The following is a 20891-nucleotide window of genomic DNA, read 5'->3' on the forward strand; positions in this document are numbered from 1 at the left end:
TGACCGACAACCGCAACCGCACCGCTTCCGACGTCCGGGCGGCGTTCACCAAGGTCGGGGGAACGCTGGCGGACCCGGGCTCGGTCGCCTACCTCTTCAGCCGCCGCGGCCAGGTCGTCGTCGAGGCGAACGGGGCGGACGAGGACGCCATCCTCGAGGCGGGACTTGACGCAGGTCTGTCGGACGTCGACGACAACGGTGGATCGCTGGTCGCGTGGTGCGACGCGACCGACGTCCGTGGGCTCCGGAAGGCGCTGGAGGAAGCGGGCTTCAGGATCCTCGAGGCCGGCTCGACCATGGTCCCGGCTACCAACGTCCCCGTGACCGATCCCGCCGACGCCAAGAGGGTCATCCGGCTGCTCGACCTGCTCGACGAGAGCGACGACGTGCAGGACGTCTACGCCAACTTCGACATCACCGATGACCTCCTCGAGGCCGCCACCGCCCCGTGACCGCTGCATGCGGGGTCGCTCACCGGTGTCGTGCTAGCACTCAGGTGAGGCACATCCTCCAGGCAGGGTGCGGGAGGTGCTCGGCGCGGTCGCGCCCCGCTGTTAGCCTCTGAACACCTGTTCGGACGGAGAGCCGTGGGGCGGAGGAGGTAGGTCGTGTCGCTGCGCGTGCTCGGCGTCGACCCTGGACTTACCCGGTGCGGGATCGCGGTGGTCGAGGGACCGCCCGCGTCGCCTCGTGCCATCACCGCAGAGGTCCTCCGCACACCAGCCAGCCAGGCCCTCGAGCAGCGGTTGCAGCATGTGCACGTGGCGGTCGCACGGGCGATCGCCGAGCACCATCCCGACGTGGTTGCCTGCGAGCGCGTGCTCTTCTCCCGCAACGTCCGCACCGCGATGGCGACCGGCCAGGCCGCCGGGGTCGCGCTACTGGCCGCGGCCGAGGCCGGCGTGCCGGTCGTGCACTACTCGCCCAACGACGTGAAGCTGTCGGTGGCCGGGTACGGCGACGCCGACAAGGACGGTGTCGCCAAGATGGTCCGCGCCCAGCTCGGGCTCGACGAGACCCCGTCGCCCGCGGACCTCGCGGATGCGTACGCGGTGGCGCTCACGCACCTGCTGCGCGCTCGCGGTATCGCGGCGGCCTCCGCCCCGGCGGGGCGCGCGAAGGGCTGGGAGTCGGTGCTCCAGCGCCCCCACCTCCGCATCGCCGGCGGCACGGCGCCGGGGTCCACCGCGCCGCCGACGGGAGGTGCGGCGTGATCGCGATGCTCCGCGGCCGGGTGGCCGACCGATCCGCGACCTCCGTCGTCGTCGACGTGCAGGGGATCGGCTACCTGGTCCACCTCACCGACGCGTCGCGCATCCCGCCTCGCGGCGAGCCCGTCGAGCTGTACACGTCGCTGCAGGTCCGCGAGGACGCCATGACGCTGTACGGCTTCGCTGACCGCGAGGCGCGCGACCTGTTCGAGGTGCTCCTGTCCGCCTCGGGCGTGGGCCCCAAGCTCGCGCTCGCCGCGCTGGCGACGCATCCGGCCGACGCGCTGCGCCGCGCGGTCGCGGACGGGGACGTCGACGTCCTGACGCTCATCCCCGGCATCGGACGCAAGTCGGCACAGAAGCTGGTCCTCGAGCTACGCGACAAGCTCGGCGGCGACGCCACAGCCGAGCTGCCCGGCGCTGACGTCGCACCCACCGCTGTGGGCGAGGTCCGCGAGGCCCTCCAGTCGCTCGGGTACGCCCCCGCCGAGATCCACGCCGCCGTCGCCGGTCTGGACGCCGAGGGCGACCCCGCCGAGCTGCTGCGCCAGGCGCTGCGGACGGTCGGGGGAACCGGGATCGGCGTGGCGTCGTGAGCCCCACCGACGACCGCAACCCGGTCGTGTCGCCGGCGCCTCTCGCCGGCGAGGACGACATCGAGGTGTCGCTGCGCCCGCGGAAGCTGGACGAGTTCGTCGGTCAGCAACGGGTGCGGCGCCAGCTCGAGCTGATCCTGGCGGGTGCGCTCGGACGCGGTCAGGCGGCCGACCACCTGCTGCTGTCGGGCGCACCCGGGTTGGGCAAGACGACGCTTGCCGCGATCGTGGCCGCTGAACTCGGCGCGTCGCTGCGCGCGACCTCCGGGCCCGCGATCGAGCGCCCCGGTGACCTCGCGGCGATCCTGACCAACCTCGAGCCCGGCGACGTGCTCTTCGTGGACGAGATACACCGGCTGCCGCGAGCGGTCGAGGAGGTGCTCTACCCGGCGATGGAGGACTTCCAGCTCGACATCGTGGTCGGCAAGGGGCCCGGGGCGCGATCGATCCGGCTCGAGCTGCCGAGCTTCACCCTGGTGGGGGCGACGACCAGGACCGGCCTGCTGACCTCGCCGCTGCGCGACCGCTTCGGCTTCTCGGCGCACCTGGAGTTCTACGCCCCCGACGAGCTCGATGCCATCGTGCACCGCTCGGCGGGGATCCTCGGGGTCACCGTGACCGACGACGGGGCGCGCGAGATCGCACGACGTGCTCGTGGCACGCCCCGGATCGCCAACCGGCTGCTGCGCCGGGTGCGCGACTACGCCGAGGTCGAGGCCGAGGGGACGGTCGACCTCGACGTCGCGAAGGCGGCGCTCGCCATCTTCGACGTCGACGAACGCGGTCTCGACCGGCTCGACCGCCGCGTGCTCGAGGCCATCGCCCTGCGCTTCGCCGGAGGCCCGGTCGGACTCAGCACCCTGGCGACCGCCGTGGGGGAGGAGCCCGACACGGTCGAGGACGCGGTCGAACCGTTCCTGATCCAGGCGGGCCTGATCCAGCGCACGCCCCGTGGGCGCATCGCCACACCTGGCGCCTTCGCACACCTCGACGTCCCGATCCCCACGACCGGTGCGCCCGACGCCCCACCGTCGCTGTTCGAGTAGCGCGCACCCGGTCGGGTTCGGTTCCGTGCTGCCCGCGTCGGGGCGGTACCGTCGGCGTCCACAACCCCGCGTCTGGAGAGGATCTCAGCATGGAGAGCGCCGGGGGACTGATCGTCCTCGCCCTGTTCATGGTGGTCATGTACCTGCTCATGATCCGACCACAGCAGAAGCGCCAGCGTGAGCACCAGCAGTTGATCTCCGAGCTCGACGTCGGCGCCGACGTCGTGACCATCGGCGGACTGCACGGCCGCATCGAGGCTGTCGGCGACGACTACTTCGACCTGCTCGTCAACCCCGACGTGGTCCTGCGCTTCCAGAAGTCGGCTATCGCCAGGACGGTGACAGAGGACGAGACGGCGGACGAGACCGCGGACGAGGACGAGGCGGTCTCGTGACCGAGGCGAACGCCGATCCAGCTGGCCCACCGCCCTCCGGGCTACCTGAGACCGACGCAGATGGTCTAGCGCCCTCCGGGCTACTTGAGACCGACGCAGATGGTCTACCGCCCTCCGGGCTACTTGAGACCGACGCAGATGGTCTACCGCCCTCCGGGCTACTTGAGACCGACGCAGATGGACTACCGCCCTCCGGGCTACTTGAGACCGACTCGGACGCGGCGCGAGACGACGCGCCCTCGGCGCTGTCGGATCCTGCGAGCATCATCCGTGAGTCGGCGGAGCAGGCGCTCCTCCGCGGCGTCGATGCGGGAGACGCGGTCAAGGAGGGCGAGGTCGTCGCCCTCGACGCGGAGCGACGGACCGGCGCGAAGGTCGACGTCCTGGAGGAGCTCCAGCGCGACCCGATCGTGTCCGCCTTCATCAAGCTCGCCGATCAGTTCCTGGCCGCGCAGGGGTTCACCGAGCACGGCTTCCGGCACGCCAACCTCGTCGGCCGCATCGCCTACAACGTGCTGCACCACCTCGGAGCCGAGCCGGAGCTGTGCGAGCTCGCCGCGCTCGGCGGCTACCTCCACGATGTCGGCAACGTCGTCAGCCGTGGCTACCACGGCCTGTCATCGGCCTGGATCGGCTACGACGCGCTGCGCCGACTGGACGTCGACCCCTACCGCATCGGCATCGTGCTCAGCGCGGTGGGCAACCACGAGGAGCAGTACGGATCGAGCATCGGACCCGTCGGGGCGGCGGTCATCCTGGCTGACAAGGCCGACGTCCACCGCTCGAGGGTCCGGAAGGGGGCCGACACCGCAGCGGACATCCACGACCGCGTCAACGACGCCGTGACACACTCGTTCCTGCGGGTGGATGGGGACGCCGCGACCATCACGCTCGAGCTCGAGCTGGACACGAGCCGCAGCACGGTGCTGGAGTACTTCGAGATCTTCCTCGACCGGATGATCCTGTGCCGCCGCGCGGCGCGGACCCTCGGTTGCGAGTTCAGGATATCGGCCAACGGCACACCGCTGGCCTGAGGCGCCGGACCACTGGAGGCAGCGTGAAGGGCAAGCTCATCGCGTCGCTCGTGGTGGTGCTGGCGATCGCCGGCACGTCCGCGGGCTTCCTGATCGCCGGCGCGACGCCGCAGCTGGGGCTCGACCTCAGGGGCGGCATCAGCGCGATCCTCTCGCCGGTCACCCAGCCAGGAGACGAGGTCGACAGCGACGTCCTGGACCAGACGATCGATGTCATCCGGAGCCGGGTCGACAGCCTCGGCGTCGCGGAGCCGGAGATCTCGCGCCAGGGCAACGACGTCCTGGTGCAGCTCCCCGGGCTGCAGGACGAGGAGCGTGCGCGCGAGGTCATCGGCCGTACCGCGCACCTGACGTTCCGACCGGTCGAGGAGATCATCACCCCCGGCACGCCCGCGTACGACGAGGCCGGCACGTGCGATCAGCTGCAGGAGACCGAGCTTCCCGACGACCAGGGAGGCGTCGTCTGCGGCGAGGGGACCGACCCCGCGACCGGCGCGCCGCTGGAGAGCCCGACCAAGTACCGGGTCGGTGCGGCGGCGCTCGGCGGCTCGCAGATCGACGACGCGATCACGGTGCCCGGGTCCGGAACGCACGTCCAGAGCGGCAACGTGGAGCAGAACTGGGACGTGCAGCTCGACCTCAGCGGTCAAGGCGGGTCAGCGTTCGCCGAGATCACGGGCCAGCTCGCGTGCGAACGCGACCAGGGACGGCCGGGACTGCTGGCGATCGTGCTCGACAACATCGTCGAGAGCGCACCCGCGATGAACCCCGAGGTGGCGTGCAACACCGGCATCACCGGCGGTACCGCGATCATCACGACGAACGGCGGTCAGGAGGAAGCCGGCGACCTCGCCCTCGTGCTCAAGACCGGTGCCCTGCCGATCACCCTCGAGCCTTCGACGTTCGAGACGGTCTCACCCACGCTCGGTCGCGACTCGCTCGACGCCGGGCTGCTCGCCGGCGCCATCGGCCTGGTCATCGTCGCGATCTACCTCACCTTCTTCTACCGGTGGCTGGGTCTGGTGGCGATCTCGGCGCTCGCCATCTTCGGGCTGCTGATCACGGGGACGATGACGCTGCTCGGCAAGCTCGGCTTCACGCTCACGCTGGCCGGGATCGCCGGCGTTGTGGTGTCGATCGGGATCACCGCGGACTCCTCGATCATCTACTTCGAACGGCTACGGGACGAGGTCTCGACCGGTCGGACCATGAGGACAGCGGTGCAGCGCGCGTTCTCGAGCGCGTTCCGGACCAACCTCGCGGGGAACACCGTCACGCTGGCGGCGGCCATCATCCTGTACTTCCTCGCGGTCGGCCCGGTGCGAGGGTTCGCGCTCACCCTGGGCCTGTCGACCGTCCTCGACATCGTCATCCTCTACTTCTTCACCCGTCCGACGGTGACGTTGATGGGCCGGACGCGGGTGCTTTCGGCGTCGTCCGTCCGTGCCGAGCAGGCCGCTCCGGTCGCAGGAGGATCCCGATGAGGCGCCCCAACTTCGACTTCGTCGGCCGCAGCCGGCTGTGGGTGATCGTCTCAGGGACCCTCCTGGTCGTGAGCGTGTTCGGTCTGGTCGGCCCCAAGCTCGACCTGTCCATCGACTTCCGGGGCGGCACCTCCTTCGTCCTCGATGGGCTCGGCAACGCCGAGGTCACCGCGGCCGAGCTGCGCGAGACCGCCCAGGAAGCCGGCGCCACCGACGTGAAGGCTCAGGTGACGACCGATGGCGACCGCGCCACCGGCGCGCTCGTGCAGATGGAGGAGATGGAGCCGGGGAGCCCCGAGGAGCAGGCGGTGCGCGGGGCGCTCGAGGAGCTGACGCGAAGTCAGGAGACCCAGGTCACGTTCGTCGGGCCCACCTGGGGTGATCGGATCTCGCGCAAGGCTCTCCAGGCGCTGATCGTCTTCCTCATCGTCGTCGTCATCTACATCTCGGTCCGGCTCGAGCCGAAGATGGCCGGCGCGGCGGTGCTCGCCCTGATCCACGACCTCACGCTGACCGCCGGGATCTACGCGCTCGTCGGGTTCACCGTCAGTCCCGCCACGGTGATCGCCATCCTGACCATCATGGGGTACTCGCTGTACGACACGGTGGTGGTGTTCGACCGCATCGAGGAGGTCACACCACGGCTCGGGCAGGCGGGCATGAGGACCTACGGCGACCTCGTCAACGGCGCCATGAACGATGTCATGTGGCGTTCGCTGAACACCTCGATGACGTCCCTGCTCCCCGTGGGTTCACTGCTGTTCCTGGGAGCGCAGCTCCTCGGGGCGGCGACCCTGCAGGACCTCGCGCTCGCGCTGTTCATCGGGATGGCGACCGGCACCTACTCGTCGCTGTTCGTGGCCGGGCCGTTCCTGGCGTGGTGGCGTGAGCGGGAGCCCGAGATGGCCAAGCTGCGCACGAAGGCCGAGCGTCGACGGGCGGCGGACGAGGCGGAGGCCGAACGGGAAGCGGAGACGGTGAGCGGAACGGCCGCGCCCCGCACCGCCGTGAAGACCGAGGACGGCGAGCTCCCCGGCTACGTCCGTGGTACCGGTAGGAAGAGCCGGCGGCAGCGCCGCGGAGGCGGGTAGGCGTGCGCATCGATCTCGACGTCGAGGTGCTCCGCGGCCGCATCCGCGAGATCCCCGATTTCCCGAAGGCCGGCGTCGCCTTCAAGGACGTGACACCGCTGCTGCTCGACCACGTGGCGTTCTCGACCGCGGTCGATGCGCTCGTGGTGCACTTCGGCCGCGGGACGGTGGACAAGGTCGTGGGGATCGAGGCGCGCGGGTTCATCCTCGCTGCTCCCGTCGCCTACCACTTCGGGGCAGGGTTCGTGCCCGTCCGCAAGAAGGGCAAGCTCCCGGCGCCGACGACCTCGATCGACTACGAGCTCGAGTACGGCACCGAGACCCTCGAGATCCACGAGGACGCCATCGACATCGGCGAGCGGGTCGTGATCGTGGACGACGTCCTCGCGACCGGCGGCACGGCCAACGCTACCGCGGAGCTGGTGAAGCGCCTCGGTGGTGAGGTCGTGGGGATGGGCTTCCTGCTCGAGTTGGGCTTCCTCGGCGGCGCCGACCGCATCAGCGCCTACGAGCACGTCTCCTTACTGACCTACTGAAGCACCACCACCCTGCGCGGTGCCGGGACCCCGTGTCGGCCCCTCGCTACCCTCGGTGGTAGAGCGGACCGATCGTAGGAGGCGCCACTGTCCACCGAGACGGGGCGCGAGCAGCGCCAGCTTCCACCCCCGCCCCGACCTCCGTCGGGGATGAAGGGGGTTCTGGCACGGCTGCCCATCGGCACGGTCGGGATCCCCGACGAGCTGACCGAGCTGGCGGCCCACGTCCGGGCCTCGAGCCCACGCGTCGATCTGCGTGAGGTCGTGCGCGCGTACGAGTACGCGCAGGTCGCTCACGAGGGACAGCAGCGCAGCTCTGGCGAGGCCTACATCACCCACCCGATCCAGGTCGCGACCGAGCTCGCCGACCTCGGTCTGGACACCGCCTCGATCATGGCCGCGCTCCTGCACGACGTCGTCGAGGACACGCCGGCGTCGTTGGAGGAGATCGAGGAGTACTTCGGCTCGGAGGTCGCCCACCTCGTCGACGGGGTCACCAAGCTGGACAAGCTGAAGGTCGAGTCGCGCGAACAGCGGCAGGCCGAGACGCTGCGGAAGATGATCCTCGCCATGGCGCAGGACATCCGCGTCCTGCTCGTCAAGCTCGCGGACCGTCTGCACAACATGGGCACGATCTCCGCCCTGCCACGCGAGAAGCAGAAGCGCATCGCGCAGGAGACGCTCGACATCTACGCCCCGCTCGCTCACCGGCTGGGGATGCAGACCTTCAAGCTGCAGCTCGAGGACCTGTCGTTCCAGACCTTGCATCCCAAGCGCTACGACGAGATCGTCGCGATGGTCAGCGAGCGCAACCCCGAGCGTGAGGCCTACATCGAGGAGGTCGTCGCCGAGGTCCACGAGAAACTGCGCGAGCTACGCGTGAAGGCCGAGGTGACGGGGCGGCCCAAGCACTACTTCTCGATCTACGAGAAGATGGTGCTGCGGGGACGGGAGTTCGATGAGATCTACGACCTCGTCGGCATCCGCATCATGGTCAACAGCGTGCGCGACTGCTACGCGGTGCTCGGCCAGATCCATGCGACCTGGCGCCCCGTCCCGGGGCGTTTCAAGGACTACATCGCGATGCCCAAGTTCAACCTCTACCAGTCGCTGCACACGACCGTCGTCGGTCCCAAGGGTCGTCCGCTGGAGCTGCAGATCCGGACCAAGGCGATGCACCACACGGCGGAGTACGGCGTCGCTGCCCACTGGAAGTACAAGGAGGACGAGCGCAGCGGCGGCACCACCGACATGCAGTGGCTCAGCCAGATGCTCGAGTGGCAGCAGGACGTCGAGTCCGACGACTACCTCGAGTCGCTGAAGCTCGAGCTGTACCAGGACGAGGTCTTCGTCTTCACGCCAGCGGGCGACGTCAAGGCGCTGCCGGCCGGAGCCACTCCGGTCGACTTCGCCTACGCGGTGCACACCGAGGTCGGCCACCGTTGCATCGGGGCCAAGGTCAACGATCGTCTCGTCCCGCTCGATCACACGCTCGTCAACGGCGACCACGTCGAGATCCTGACGTCGAAGGCGGAGGACGCGGGTCCGACCCGCGACTGGCTGAAGTTCGTCGCGTCGCAACGCGCGCGCACGAAGATCCGCGCGTACTTCAACCGCGAGCGTCGCGAGGACGCGATCGAGCGCGGCCGCGACGCCATCGGTCGGGCGCTGCGGAAGAAGGGCCTGTCGGTCGCGCGCATCATGGCGGCGGGCGAGCTCGAGACCGTCGTGGACGAGCTGTCCTACAGCGAGCCGGACGCCCTGTTCCGTGCGGTCGGCGACGGCCACGTCGCAGCGACGACGGTCGTGCAGCACCTCGTCGACCACCTCACGGACTCGACCGACACCTCGACGCAGCCCGCGGACGAGCTACCCGTGCGGCTGGATGGTCCAGCGCCCGCGACCGAGAGCATCAACGTGGCCGGCGCCGACGGGATGCTGGTGAAGATGGCCCGCTGCTGCACCCCCGTCCCGGGGGACGCGATCCTGGGTTTCGTCACCCGTGGACGCGGCGTGAGCGTGCACCGCAAGGACTGTCCCAACGTCGGGGACCTCACGAAGGAGGAGCAGCGCCTGATCCCGGTCAGCTGGAACGACCAGGTCAGTGCGACGTTCCTCGTCACCGTCCAGGTGGAGGCCATCGACCGCAAGCACCTGCTGCGCGACATCACCGCCGTGCTGGGGGACCTGCACATCAACATCATGAGCGCTCAGGTCGCCACACGGCGCGACCGCGTCGCGGTTCTACGGTTCACCTTCGAGCTCGGCGACCCGGCCCACCTCGAGTACGTGCTGCGGTCGGTCAGGAAGGTCGAGGCGGTTTACGACGCGTACCGGGTCGTGCCACAGAAGAAGAAGTAGCTAGCCTTCTCGTCGCATCGCATCTCCTCGGGAGTCCCGTGTCGCGTGATCGCTTCGTCGTCGGCGTGCCCCTCGGCCGCTGGCAGACCAACTGCTTCGTCGTGGGCGACCGCGCCGTCGGCGCGGCGGTGATCATCGACCCCGGCGAGACCGGTGCCGACCACGTGCCCGGGATCCTCGAGGCCGAAGGCGTGAGCTGCGAGGCCATCCTGCTAACGCACGGCCACCTCGACCACTTCTGGGCCATGCCGGACCTCGCCCGCAGCCTCGACGTGCCCGTCATCATGCACGAGGACGACCGCTGGCTCTGGGACGCCCCGGTCATCGGCTTCAGCGGGGCGCGCTCGAGTGAGGACGCCAACACCGTCCTCGAGCGCACCTTCGGCCTGCGCTGGGAGCCGCCGACCGAGCGCCTCGAGGCCCTGTCCGGCGACGCCACGCTGACCTACGCCGGCATCACCTTCGACGCCCGGCACACGCCCGGGCACACCCCCGGTCACCTCACCTTCCTCGGTCGCGGACTCGACGAAGCCGAGGTGCGCTTCGACCGCACCACCCGACCCGCAGCGGACGTGCTCTTCAGCGGTGACCTGATCTTCCAGGGGTCCGTTGGCCGCACCGACTTCCCGCGCGGCGACACCGCTGCGCTGTACCGCTCGATCGTCGACACGGTCCTGCCACTCCAGGACGACACGTTGATCCTGTCCGGCCACGGTCCCGAGACGACGGTCGGTACCGAACGGGTGCGCAACCCGTTCGTCGACGAGGCCCGCCGCCTCCAGATCTGAAGGCAGGGACCTTGGCCAGCATCGACACCGGTCCTGCCTCCGGGACACGCGATCACCTCCCGCCCGAGGTGGCACGGCGCGAGCGCGTCTTCGCGCTCATCCGTGAGGTGTTCGAGCGCCACGGGTTCGCCCCCATCGACACCCCGGCCTTCGAGCGTCTCGAGGTGCTCACCGGCAAGTACGGCGAGGAGGGCGACCAGCTCATCTTCAAGATCCTCCGCCGAGGCGAGCACGGGGAGACCGGCGAGGCCGACCTCGCCCTGCGCTACGACCTGACCGTCCCGCTGGCGCGCTACATCGCGGCTCACCCCGAACTCGGGACGCCGTTCAAGCGCTACCACCTCGGCACGGTGTGGCGAGCCGACCGGCCCGGCCACGGCCGCTTCCGTGAGTTCACCCAGTGCGACGCGGACACGGTCGGGGCGGATTCCCTCGTCGCGGACGCCGAGACGCTGCTGACGCTCGACGCGGCTCTGACCGCCCTGGGTCTCGATGGCTACACCTTCGAGCTGAACTCCCGCCCCGCCCTGCGAGGGCTGATCGAGGCGTACGCGATCCCTCCCGAGCTCGAGCAGAGCGCGCTCGTCGCGATCGACAAGCTCGACAAGGTCGGCCCGGAGGGGGTCGCGACCGAGCTGGCCGAGCGCGGCGTGAGTGAGCAGGCGGCGGCGCGGTTCCGCGCGGATCTCGAGGCCGACGACGCGGCCGATCGTGTCCGCGAGCGGCTCGGGCGGACCGAGCGAGGGAGCGCGGGGCTCGGTGAGGTCGACACCGTCATCGAACTCGTCGACGGTCACCTGCAGCGGGGGCAGGTGGCGTTCGCGCCCTACCTGGCCCGCGGCCTCGACTACTACACCGGTCCGATCTTCGAGATCAGGCACGCGGGTCTGGGCTCGAGCATCGGCTCCGGCGGTCGTTACGACGGACTGCTCGGGATGTTCTCGGGACGCGAGATCCCCGCGACCGGCGGATCGCTGGGTGTCGAGCGCATCCTGCTGCTCCTCGGCGAGGCCGACGTGTCCGAGTCGGCTCCGGACGTCGTCGTCACCGTGATGGACGACTCGCTGCGTGGCGATGCCATCGCGCTGGCGACCCGACTCCGGCGCGCCGGGGTGCGGGCCGATCTCTTCGTGGACAGCGCCCGCATGAAGAAGCAGCTCAGGTACGCGGACCGGCGAGGCGCGCGGTTCGTGATCGTCCGCGGGGCGGACGAGGTGGCGGCGGGTACGGTCGGCGTCAAGGACCTGCGCTCCGGCGAGCAGGTCGACGTCCCCGTGGAGGCGCTCGAGGAGCGGGTGCAGGTGCTCCTCGCTGGCGACGGCCGGACCGAGCTGGCGACCGACCGATCGATGACCGACGGAGGAACCACGCCGTGACCATCACGCCCTACGGCGCCCTGCGCACCCACGGGGCGGGCACGCTCCGCACAGAGCACGCCGGCGAGAAGGTGACCGTGGCCGGATGGGTCGACACCCGCCGCGATCACGGCGGCCTCGCCTTCCTCGACCTGCGTGACCGCACCGGGATCGTCCAGGTCGTCGCCGACCCCGAGGCGGGCGAGGCGCTCGAAGCGGCGCATCGCGTGCGCGGCGAGTGGGTCATCCGCGTCGTGGGTGTCGTCCGCGCACGCCCCGAAGGGATGGCCAACCCCAACCTCGAGACCGGCGACGTCGAGGTCTACGCCGAGTCGCTCGAGGTGCTGGCCGAGTCCGAGACCGTGCCGTTCCCGATCGAGGACGACGTCGACATCGACGAAGCGGTGCGCCTGAAGCATCGCTACCTCGACCTGCGGCGCCCGGTGATGGCGCTCGGCCTGGCGCTACGAGCACAGGTCAACTCCGTCATCCGGAGGGTCATGGAACGCAACGACTTCATCGAGATCGAGACCCCCATCCTCACCCGGGCCACCCCCGAGGGAGCGCGGGACTTCCTCGTCCCCTCGCGCCTGCAGCCGGGATCGACGTACGCGTTGCCGCAGTCGCCACAGCTGTTCAAGCAGCTGCTCCAGGTCGCGGGGCTCGAGCGCTACTACCAGATCGCCCGCTGCTTCCGGGACGAGGACCTGCGCGCCGACCGCCAGCTCGAGTTCACCCAGCTCGACCTCGAGCTGTCTTTCGGCGACGAGGAGGACGTCATCGGCATCACCGAGGAGATCCTCGCCGAGGTGTGGCGCGAGGTCCTCGGCGTCGAGGTGCCCCTGCCGTTCCCGCGCCTCGATTACTTCGAGGCGTTGCGCCGCTTCGGCACCGACAAGCCCGATCTGCGCTTCGACGTCGAGCTCGCCGACCTCGACGGGATCTTCGCCGCGACCGAGGTCGGGGTCTTCCGGGCCGTCCTCGAGTCGGGCGGCTCGGTCGTGGCCCTGGCGCTTCCGGCTGGCGGCGAGCTCACTCGTCGGGAGTTCGACGAGTGGACCGACTGGGCCAAGGCCCGCGGGGCGAAGGGGCTCGCGTGGGCGGTCGTCGAGGACGACGGCTCGTTGCGATCACCGCTGGCCAAGTACATGTCGGAGGAGGAGATCGGCGGCGTGCTGCGGGAGACCGGCGCGTCGCCCGGTGACGCGTTGTTCTTCGGGGCGGGGGAGACCCGCTTCGCGTACGAACTGATGGGGGCGCTGCGCGTGGCCCTCGCGAAGGCGCGCGGACTGGTGGACGAGTCGCGGTGGGAGTTCCTCTGGATCTTCCCCATGGCGCTGTTCGAGCCGACCGACGAAGGCGGCTGGACGCCGGCCAACCACCCCTTCACGTCACCGGCACCGGAGTGGCGCGACCGCTTCGAGGAGTCGCCAGGCGAGGCCCGGGCCCGGGCCTACGACGTGATCCTCAACGGTGTCGAGCTCGGAGGTGGGTCGACCCGTATCCACGACCCCGAGCTCCAGCGTCGCGTGTTCCGCTTCCTCGGTATCGACGACGAGCGCGCCGAGGCGAAGTTCGGGTTCCTCCTCCGTGCGCTCGGCTACGGCGCTCCGCCGCACGGTGGCATCGCCTTCGGCCTCGACCGCATCGTCATGCTGCTCGCGGGGCGCTCCTCGATACGCGACGTGATCGCCTTCCCCAAGACCCAGTCCGGCAGCGACCCCATGACCGACGCCCCGGCCCCCTACGAGCCGCGCGCCCTCGACGAGGTCGGCCTCCGCCTCGAGCCCACCGCCCCACCTCGACCCTGACCGCACGGGCCGACCTTCACTGCGTGGAGGATGTTGCTCACTGGTGAGGCCAGGTCTCCACGGAGCGGGGCCGCGAGGGGGATCAGGGGTGGCTGATGTCGCCGGTGATGGTGCTGCCGGGGGTGGCGATGGCCCGGAGCGTGTAGGTGCCGGGCTCCACCGGGAAGAAGCTGTAGTTGTGCTGGCGGTCGGCCGTGTTGATGGGCGCGAGCCGCGCCGGCATGCCCGCTGACCCGTCGGGCCTCAGGATCTCCGCGTACAGCAGGGTTCCGTCGGTGAGGATGCTCGCCCCGATCGGGAAGCCGCCCGCCCCCTCCGGCACCTCGAAGCTGGCGGTGAAGACCTCGGTCCCCATCTCGCCGCTGATGGTGTGCTGCGCCGGCGCGTCCGGTGGGGTCCCGTCCACCGGTTGGCCCGCGCCCGCGAGCGCCGCGGCCACCGCCTCGTACACCTGGATGCGGCCGTGGCCGAAGTCGTTGTCGGCGCCCTCGGCACCACGGTCCTCGGCGGTGGCGAACAGCAGCTCACGGACCTCGTCCGGTGCGAGCGACGGATCGGCCGCGACCATCAACGCCGCCGTTCCTGCCGCGAACGGAGACGCCATGCTCGTGCCGCTCTTGTTGACGTACCCCGACGTCGTCTCGGCGTTCGCGGCCCTGATGGTGTCGCCCGGCGCGGTGAGGTCGGGCTTGATGCGCCCGTCCGAGGTCGGGCCGCGGCTCGAGAACTCGCTGAGCGTGAAACCGTACGAGCCAGCGCCCGCCCCGAACGGGTCGAGCAGACTGCCGATGGCGAGGATCCCGCGGGCGGCGGCCGGGACGGTCATGGTGCCGTTGCCGGGGCCGCCGTTGCCGTTGGACTTGAACGTCACGATGCCTGCGTCCCAGGTCGCATCCACCGCCAGTTCCAGCGCGGTCGTCCCGTCGGTGGCGGTACCGAACCCGAAGCTGATCGTCGCCACCCGGACGTTGAACTCCGCCATGTGGTCGACGATCCACTCGTAGCCGGCGATGGCGTTCGACGTCGTGTCGCCGCCTCCGCTGATGCGCACGCCGATCAACGACGCCCCCGGGGCGACGCCGCGGTGCTGGGGGCTCGCGCCCCAGCCGACCGCGATGTTGGCGACGTGGGTGCCGTGCCCATGGTCGTCGGACGGTTGACTGGCCCCGGTGGCCGCGTCGTACCACGCGACCAGCTTGGAGCCGTCGAGTTCCTGATGGCTCGTTTGGAACCCGGTGTCGAGCACGGCCACGCCGACGTCGGTCGCCGAGACGCTGCTCGGCACGCCATCCAGGTCACCGGAGATCCCGAGCGTGTCGACCGCGGCGTCAGCACCCATCACGTGGGTCGCGGTGCCGAGCTCGGGGGCGCCGACGCGGTCGAGCTCGATCTGCCGTACCTCGTCAAGCCCCGCGACGGCCACGATCTCCGCAGGTGTCAGCGCCCCGGCCACCGCCGCGATCAGGTGGAACGTGCGAGACAGGCGAGCGTCGGGAGCGACCGCTCGGACACGCGTCGCGCCCTCCGCCCCCGAGATGCCCGCGCGGAAGACGACGATGACGCCGATGCGCTCGTCGACGCCGGCCGTGGTAAGGGAAGCATCGAGGTCGTCGAAGATCCCGTCTCCGTCTGCGTCGTTGACCGCGGTCGCACGCGGCAACGCCCGCACGGCAGCGCGGGCCGCGGCGTCGGCAGCCGTCGGGGCCGTGACCGTCCCGGCGGTCCGGTCCGGGGCGACTGGCACCGCGGCCGGCGCCGGGGTGGTGGCGGCCACCACGCCGGTGGCGAGTGCGAGCAGTGCGAAGCGGCGCAGCACGGGCCATCCCCTCGTCGGTCCTCTACGCGTGGGTTCGCCGCCCGACCACCTCATCCCTGCGCCCCGACCCTGACCCCGCTCCGTGGAGGTTCTGCCTCAGTGGTGAGGCCAACTCTCCACGCAGCGCAGCCCGAGGCGCCCCGACCCTGACCCCGCTCCGTGGAGGTTCTGCCTCACTGGTGAGGCCAACTCTCCACGCAGCGCAGCCCGAGCCGCGAGGCGGCTGTAGGTTCGCGGGGTGACCGAGAGCCTGTTCGAGCTGCCCGACGAGCCCGCCGACGCCCCGCCCAGGCCGGGCGCCGGCGCAGGCGGGGCGTCCGACGCGCGGCCGCTGGCCGCCCGGATGCGGCCCCGGACCTTCGACGAGCTCGTCGGTCACGAGGCGGTGCTCGCGTCGGGACGCCCGATCCGGACGCTGCTCGAGCGGGGCGAGCCGATCAGCCTGATCCTCTGGGGCCCACCTGGCAGCGGCAAGACGTCGGTCGCCCACGTCGTCGCGGGCCAGCTCACCGCCGCCTGGGAGCAGCTCTCGGCCGTGACCGCGGGGGTCAAGGACGTGCGCGAGGTCATCCAGCGTGCTCGCGACCGGCTCCGGGCGAACGGTCGACGCACGGTGCTGTTCCTCGACGAGATCCACCGCTTCAACAAGGCCCAGCAGGACGCGCTGCTGCCAGTCGTGGAGGACGGCACGTTGGTGCTCATCGGAGCGACGACCGAGAACCCGTTCTTCGAGGTCAACGCCCCGCTGCTCTCGCGCTGCGAGCTGGTCCGACTGGAGGCACTGACGGACGACGACGTCCGCGCGATCGTGGCGGCTGCGCTGACCGACACCGAGCGCGGCCTCGCGGGCCGGGCCGTGGTCGAGCCCGACGCGATGGACCACCTCGTCGCACTCGCCGACGGCGACGCACGGGCCGCGCTCAACACCCTCGAGCTCGGCGTTGCCGCGAGCGAGCAGGATCGTGACGGCGCCGGGACCGTCATCTCGCTGGACGCGCTCGAAGCGGCGACCCGCCGCCTGCGCTACGACCGCGCCGCTGACCAGCACTACGACATCGTGTCCGCGTTCATCAAGTCGATGCGCGGCACCGACCCGGACGCCGCCGTCTACTACCTGCTGCGGATGCTCGAGGCGGGGGAGGACCCGCGCTTCATCGCCCGACGCATGGTCATCTTCGCCAGCGAGGACGTGGGGCTCGCTGACGACGGTGCACTGCCCACCGCCGTGGCCGCGTTCGAGGCGCTCGACCGGGTCGGCCTGCCCGAGGCGGAGTACAACCTCGTCCACGCGGCGATCCGGCTCGCCACCGCCCCGAAGTCCGCCAGCGTCAAGCGCGCCATGAAGGCGGGTCACGCCGCCGTGGAGGAGGCAGGGAACGCCCCGGTCCCCGCGCACCTGCGTGACAGCCACTACCCGGGCGCAGCTCGGCTCGGTCACGGCACGGGCTACCTCTATCCTCACGACCACCCCGAGGGCTACGTGGCACAGCAGTACCTGCCGGACGAGCTCGTCGGACGCAGGTTGTACGACCCGTCGCCCTACGGCGACGAGGGGTCGGTCCAGGAACGGTTGGCACGGCTCTGGCAGCGATCCACCGACGAGGGAGGGAGCACGACGTGAGCGGCTCGGACTGGGCGTGGATCATCGCAGCGAGCTTCTGGGGGGTGCTCGTCATCGCGCTGTCCGCCGTGCTGATGATGCTGCTGCGAGTGCTCGCGAACGTCGCGGACATGGTCAAGGGCATCACCGATCAGACGGTGCCGTTGATCGGCGGGCTCAACGAGACCGTCAGTGGCATCAACGTCGAGCTCGCTCGGGTCGACGCCATCGTGGCCGGGGTGCAGAACATCACGACGACGGCCGACTCGCTCGTTGGCGTCGTGCACGCCACGCTGTCGAACCCGCTCATCAAGGGAGCGGCGTACGTGGCCGGGATCACCAAGGCTGCCAAGGCGATGAAGGACTGACGTGATCAAGCGACTCCTGCTGCTGATCTTCGGGCTCGGAGCGGGCCTGGTGGTCGGCGCCATCGTCATGAGGAGGCTCGACTCGGCGGCGAACGCGGTCAAGCCGACCAACCTCGTGCGCAGCGGTGGCCGGGCTGCCGGCAGCGCGGCCGGTTCGGTCCGGCGCTTCCTGGAGAACGCGCGGGTCGCTGCCGCCGAGCACGAGGCCGAGCTGCGTGCCGAGTACCGCGTTCCGACCATGCGCGACATCGCCCGCGGCCGCTGAGCCCGGTACCACGACCCGCCCCGCACGCCGCACCTCCGGAGCACCACTTGGACTCGGTCACCGTCCGCGAGACGTTCCTCCGCTTCTTCGAGGAGCGCGACCACCAGCGCTTCCCGTCGTCGTCGCTGATCCCCAACGACCCGACGTTGCTACTCACGACCGCCGGGATGGTGCAGTTCAAGCCGTACATGCTCGGCGACGCCGCCCCGCCCCACCCCCGTGCGACCAGCTTCCAGAAGGTCGCTCGCACCACCGACATCGAGAACGTGGGCAGGACCACCCGCCACCTCACGTTCTTCGAGATGCTGGGCAACTTCAGCTTCGGTGACTACTTCAAGCGTCAGGCGATCGCGTGGGCGTGGGAGCTGTCGGTCGAGCACTACGAGCTCGACCCTGACCGCATCTGGGCGACGGTGTACGAGGACGACGACGAGTCCGAGCAGCTGTGGCTCGAGGAGACCGACGTCCCCGCGGAGCGCATCCAACGTCTCGGTGCCGAGGACAACTTCTGGTGGATGCACGTCGCGGGTCCGGGCGGCCCCAACACCGAGCTGTACTACGACCGCGGCCCGGAGTTCGGCCAGGAGGGCGGGCCTGCCGTCGACGACGAGCGCTACTTCGAGTTCTACAACCTCGTCTTCATGCAGTTCCGACTCGACGATGAGGGCAACATCTTGGGTGACCTGCCGGCGCAGAACGTCGACACCGGCATGGGGCTCGAGCGCATGTCGATGCTGAAGCAGGGCGTGCCGACGATCTACGACACCGACGTGCTCGCCCCGATGCTCGTGCTCGCCCAGGAACTCACCGGCCACGGCTACGGCGAGGACGACGACGCCGACGTCAGCCTGCGTGTGATCGCCGAGCACGCGCGCACGTCGGCCTTCCTGATCGCCGACGGGGTCCTGCCCTCGAAGGAGGGCCGCGGTTACGTCCTGCGACGGTTGCTGCGCCGGGCGGTCCGTCACACGCGCCTCCTCGGCACCGACGAGCCCGTGATGGAGGCCCTGGCCAACCGCGTCATCGACACGATGCGCCCCGGCTACCCCGAGCTGGAAGGCCAACGCGAGCTGGTGACCCGGGTGGCCGCCGCGGAGGAGATCGAGTTCACCCGCACGCTGCGCCAAGGCCTGGGTCTGCTCGACGAGGCCATCGCGGCCGCGGGCGGTCCCGACGGCGCCACCCTCAGCGGCGACACCGCGTTCAAGCTCCACGACACGTTCGGCTTCCCCATCGACCTCACCAGCGAGATCGTGGCCGAAGCCGGGCTGACGCTCGACCGCGACCGGTTCGAGGAGCTCATGCAGGAGCAACGAGGGCGCGCTCGCGCGGCGATGAAGCGGGGCGGTGACGGGGTGCCGGTCGAGGTCTACCGCGACATCGCCGCGACGGTGGGTGCGACCGACTTCCTCGGCTACGAGGCCCTCCGGGCGGAGGCTGACCTGGGAGCGATCGTCACACCCGGGGGGATCGTCGAGTCGGCGACCGAGGGGGACGAGGTCGAGGTGGTCCTGCCGCGCACCCCCTTCTACGCCGAGGGTGGTGGCCAGGTAGGGGACCGCGGCATCCTCGAGACCACGACCGGCCGGCTCGAGGTCATCGACACGCAGGAGCCGATCGAGGGTCTGATCGTGCACCGCGCTCGCGTGGTAGCGGGCGAGGTCTCCGCCGGCCAGCCTCTCGAGGCGCGCGTCGATCCCGGACTGCGTCTGGCCACCGCGCGGTCGCACAGTGCGACGCACGTGCTCCACGCGAGCATCAAGGACATCCTGGGCTCGCACGCGCAGCAGGCCGGGTCGCTGGTCGAGCCGGGTCGGCTCCGCTTCGACTTCCCGCACTTCGAGCAGGTCCCGCGCGACCGTCTCGTCGAGATCGAGGAGGCCGTCAACCGCCGCGTGCTCGACGACCCCAGCGTGCGCACCGAGATCCTCCCGATCGACGAGGCCAAATCGGCGGGCGCGGTCGCCAACTTCGGGGACAAGTACGGCCAGATCGTGCGCGTCGTCACGATCGGCGACTTCTCCAAGGAACTCTGCGGCGGGACGCACGTCGGGTCCGGTGCCACCATCGGTACGGTCCACGTCGTCCGGGAGGAGTCCATCGGCGCCAACACGCGGCGTCTCGAGGCCCTCACCGGGCTCGATGCGCTGCGGTACGTCTCCCGCGAACGACTCGTCGCCGAGGAGATCAGCCGCCTCCTCGACGTGAAGACCGACGAGGCCGTCGCCCGTGTCGAGGGACTGCTCGAGCGCCTGAAGAGCGCCGAGCGCGAACTCGCCAAGGTGCGCTCGGCCGGCCTGTCGCAACAGGCGAAGCAGCTGGCGGACGAGGTGGACCGCACACCCGACGGACTCGCGGTCGTCACCACCCGCCACGACGGCGTCACGATGGACGAGCTCCGACAGCTCGCACTGGAGATCCGAGGTCACCTCGCGACCAAGGCGGTGGTGATCGCCGGTGCCGCGCAGGACGACGGCAAGGCCCAACTCGTCGCGGTCGTGTCGGACGATCTCGCCTCCGCCGGCATCGAGGCGCGACCCATCCTGCAGCCCGCTGCGCAGGTCGTCGGTGGCGGAGCGGGCGGCAAGGGCGATCTCGCGCAGGCCGGTGGCAAGGGTGGTGAGGCGCTCGACCAGGCGCTCGAGGTGGCGGCGGACCATGCCCGCACCGCCATCCGTGACGCGTGAGCGGTTCCGTCCCACCTCAGGGCCGCGTCCTCGGCGTCGATCTCGGCGACGTCCGAATCGGTCTGGCGCTGACCGACCCGGCCCAGACCGTCGCGACGCCGCTCGACACGCTGTCGGTGGACCCCGACGACAACGCGGCCACCATCGCCGCGAAGCTGGCCGAGGCCGCGGACGGGCAGCTCGCCGTGGGCATCGTCCTGGGCCTACCGCGTACGCTGGAGGGTCGCGAGGGACCAGCGGCGCACCGGGCCCGCGACATCGCCGACCGGCTGCCCGAGCACCTCGCCGTGGACCTGTGGGACGAGCGGTTCAGCACCACCGAGGCGGAGCGCGTGATGATCGAGCAGGGTGCGCGGCGACGCGAACGGCGGCGTTCCATCGACCGCGTCGCTGCCACGCTGATCCTGCAGACGTGGCTTGACTCGCGCCGGCACGGGAGACGGTGAG

19 protein-coding genes are annotated in these 20891 nt (G+C 70.5%); 18 read left to right on the top strand and 1 reads right to left on the bottom strand.

Annotated elements, in window-relative coordinates; all coding sequences use genetic code 11:
* The 13 genes from KY469_12635 to aspS form a co-directional block, all read left to right on the top strand.
* Positions 1–452, top strand: a 452-nt coding sequence (locus KY469_12635) for a YebC/PmpR family DNA-binding transcriptional regulator (protein ID MBW3663940.1), incomplete at its 5' end; no start/stop codon positions are given.
* Between the two features lie 156 nt (positions 453–608).
* Positions 609–1214 carry a crossover junction endodeoxyribonuclease RuvC gene (gene ruvC, locus KY469_12640; protein ID MBW3663941.1) on the top strand — a complete coding sequence of 202 codons (606 nt, stop codon included), beginning with the start codon at positions 609–611 and terminating at the stop codon, positions 1212–1214.
* 5 nt (positions 1215–1219) lie between these two features.
* Positions 1220–1807, top strand: coding sequence for a Holliday junction branch migration protein RuvA (gene ruvA, locus KY469_12645; GenBank protein MBW3663942.1), 588 nt, complete (start codon positions 1220–1222; stop codon positions 1805–1807).
* On the top strand, positions 1804–2853 hold the full coding sequence (gene ruvB, locus KY469_12650; protein ID MBW3663943.1) for a Holliday junction branch migration DNA helicase RuvB: 1050 nt from the start codon (positions 1804–1806) through the stop codon (positions 2851–2853). Before ruvA ends, ruvB begins: the two co-directional genes overlap by 4 nt.
* An 89-nt stretch (positions 2854–2942) precedes the next feature.
* Entirely contained in the window at positions 2943–3248 is a 306-nt protein-coding gene (gene yajC / locus KY469_12655; protein ID MBW3663944.1) for a preprotein translocase subunit YajC, read from the top strand.
* Between the two features lie 383 nt (positions 3249–3631).
* Complete coding sequence (locus tag KY469_12660) at positions 3632–4282, top strand: phosphohydrolase (protein MBW3663945.1); 651 nt, start codon at positions 3632–3634, stop codon at positions 4280–4282.
* A gap of 23 nt (positions 4283–4305) precedes the next feature.
* Positions 4306–5766 (top strand): protein translocase subunit SecD, encoded by a 1461-nt coding sequence (gene secD / locus KY469_12665; GenBank protein MBW3663946.1) that lies wholly within the window; start codon positions 4306–4308, stop codon positions 5764–5766.
* Positions 5763–6857, top strand: a complete 1095-nt coding sequence (gene secF / locus KY469_12670; protein ID MBW3663947.1) for a protein translocase subunit SecF — start codon at positions 5763–5765, stop codon at positions 6855–6857. The genes secD and secF overlap by 4 nt, the downstream gene beginning before the upstream one ends.
* 8 nt (positions 6858–6865) lie before the next feature.
* The gene (locus KY469_12675; GenBank protein MBW3663948.1) at positions 6866–7393 is read left to right on the top strand and encodes an adenine phosphoribosyltransferase; all 528 of its coding nucleotides are present in this window, start codon (positions 6866–6868) and stop codon (positions 7391–7393) included.
* Positions 7394–7543: 150 nt separating this feature from the next.
* Positions 7544–9754 carry a bifunctional (p)ppGpp synthetase/guanosine-3',5'-bis(diphosphate) 3'-pyrophosphohydrolase gene (locus tag KY469_12680; GenBank protein ID MBW3663949.1) on the top strand — a complete coding sequence of 737 codons (2211 nt, stop codon included), beginning with the start codon at positions 7544–7546 and terminating at the stop codon, positions 9752–9754.
* A 38-nt stretch (positions 9755–9792) separates the two neighbouring features.
* Positions 9793–10542: an MBL fold metallo-hydrolase gene (locus KY469_12685; protein MBW3663950.1), complete on the top strand. Its 750-nt coding sequence runs from the start codon at positions 9793–9795 to the stop codon at positions 10540–10542.
* A 20-nt stretch (positions 10543–10562) separates the two neighbouring features.
* A complete protein-coding gene (gene hisS / locus KY469_12690) occupies positions 10563–11918 on the top strand; it encodes a histidine--tRNA ligase (protein ID MBW3663951.1) in 1356 nt (451 codons plus the stop codon).
* A 20-nt stretch (positions 11919–11938) separates the two neighbouring features.
* Positions 11939–13708: an aspartate--tRNA ligase gene (aspS, locus tag KY469_12695; GenBank protein MBW3663952.1), complete on the top strand. Its 1770-nt coding sequence runs from the start codon at positions 11939–11941 to the stop codon at positions 13706–13708.
* Between the two features lie 82 nt (positions 13709–13790).
* Here aspS and KY469_12700 read toward each other — a convergent pair whose 3' ends face one another.
* Positions 13791–15524, bottom strand: coding sequence for a S8 family serine peptidase (locus tag KY469_12700; GenBank protein MBW3663953.1), 1734 nt, complete (start codon positions 15522–15524; stop codon positions 13791–13793).
* A gap of 343 nt (positions 15525–15867) precedes the next feature.
* Here KY469_12700 and KY469_12705 point away from each other — a divergent pair, with 343 nt between their 5' ends.
* Genes KY469_12705 through ruvX form a run of 5 tightly spaced genes read left to right on the top strand, consistent with a single transcriptional unit; the run spans position 15868 to position 20890 of the window.
* Complete coding sequence (locus KY469_12705; GenBank protein ID MBW3663954.1) at positions 15868–17145, top strand: replication-associated recombination protein A; 1278 nt, start codon at positions 15868–15870, stop codon at positions 17143–17145.
* Positions 17142–17492, top strand: coding sequence for a DUF948 domain-containing protein (locus tag KY469_12710; GenBank protein ID MBW3663955.1), 351 nt, complete (start codon positions 17142–17144; stop codon positions 17490–17492). The genes KY469_12705 and KY469_12710 overlap by 4 nt, the downstream gene beginning before the upstream one ends.
* A 1-nt stretch (position 17493) precedes the next feature.
* Positions 17494–17757 carry a hypothetical protein gene (locus KY469_12715; protein ID MBW3663956.1) on the top strand — a complete coding sequence of 88 codons (264 nt, stop codon included), beginning with the start codon at positions 17494–17496 and terminating at the stop codon, positions 17755–17757.
* 47 nt (positions 17758–17804) lie between these two features.
* Positions 17805–20444 (top strand): alanine--tRNA ligase, encoded by a 2640-nt coding sequence (gene alaS / locus KY469_12720; protein MBW3663957.1) that lies wholly within the window; start codon positions 17805–17807, stop codon positions 20442–20444.
* Entirely contained in the window at positions 20441–20890 is a 450-nt protein-coding gene (ruvX, locus tag KY469_12725; GenBank protein ID MBW3663958.1) for a Holliday junction resolvase RuvX, read from the top strand. Before alaS ends, ruvX begins: the two co-directional genes overlap by 4 nt.
* Position 20891 lies beyond the last annotated feature (1 nt).

This window comes from Actinomycetota bacterium (assembly GCA_019347575.1).
Lineage (GTDB): Bacteria > Actinomycetota > Nitriliruptoria > Nitriliruptorales > Nitriliruptoraceae > JAHWKY01.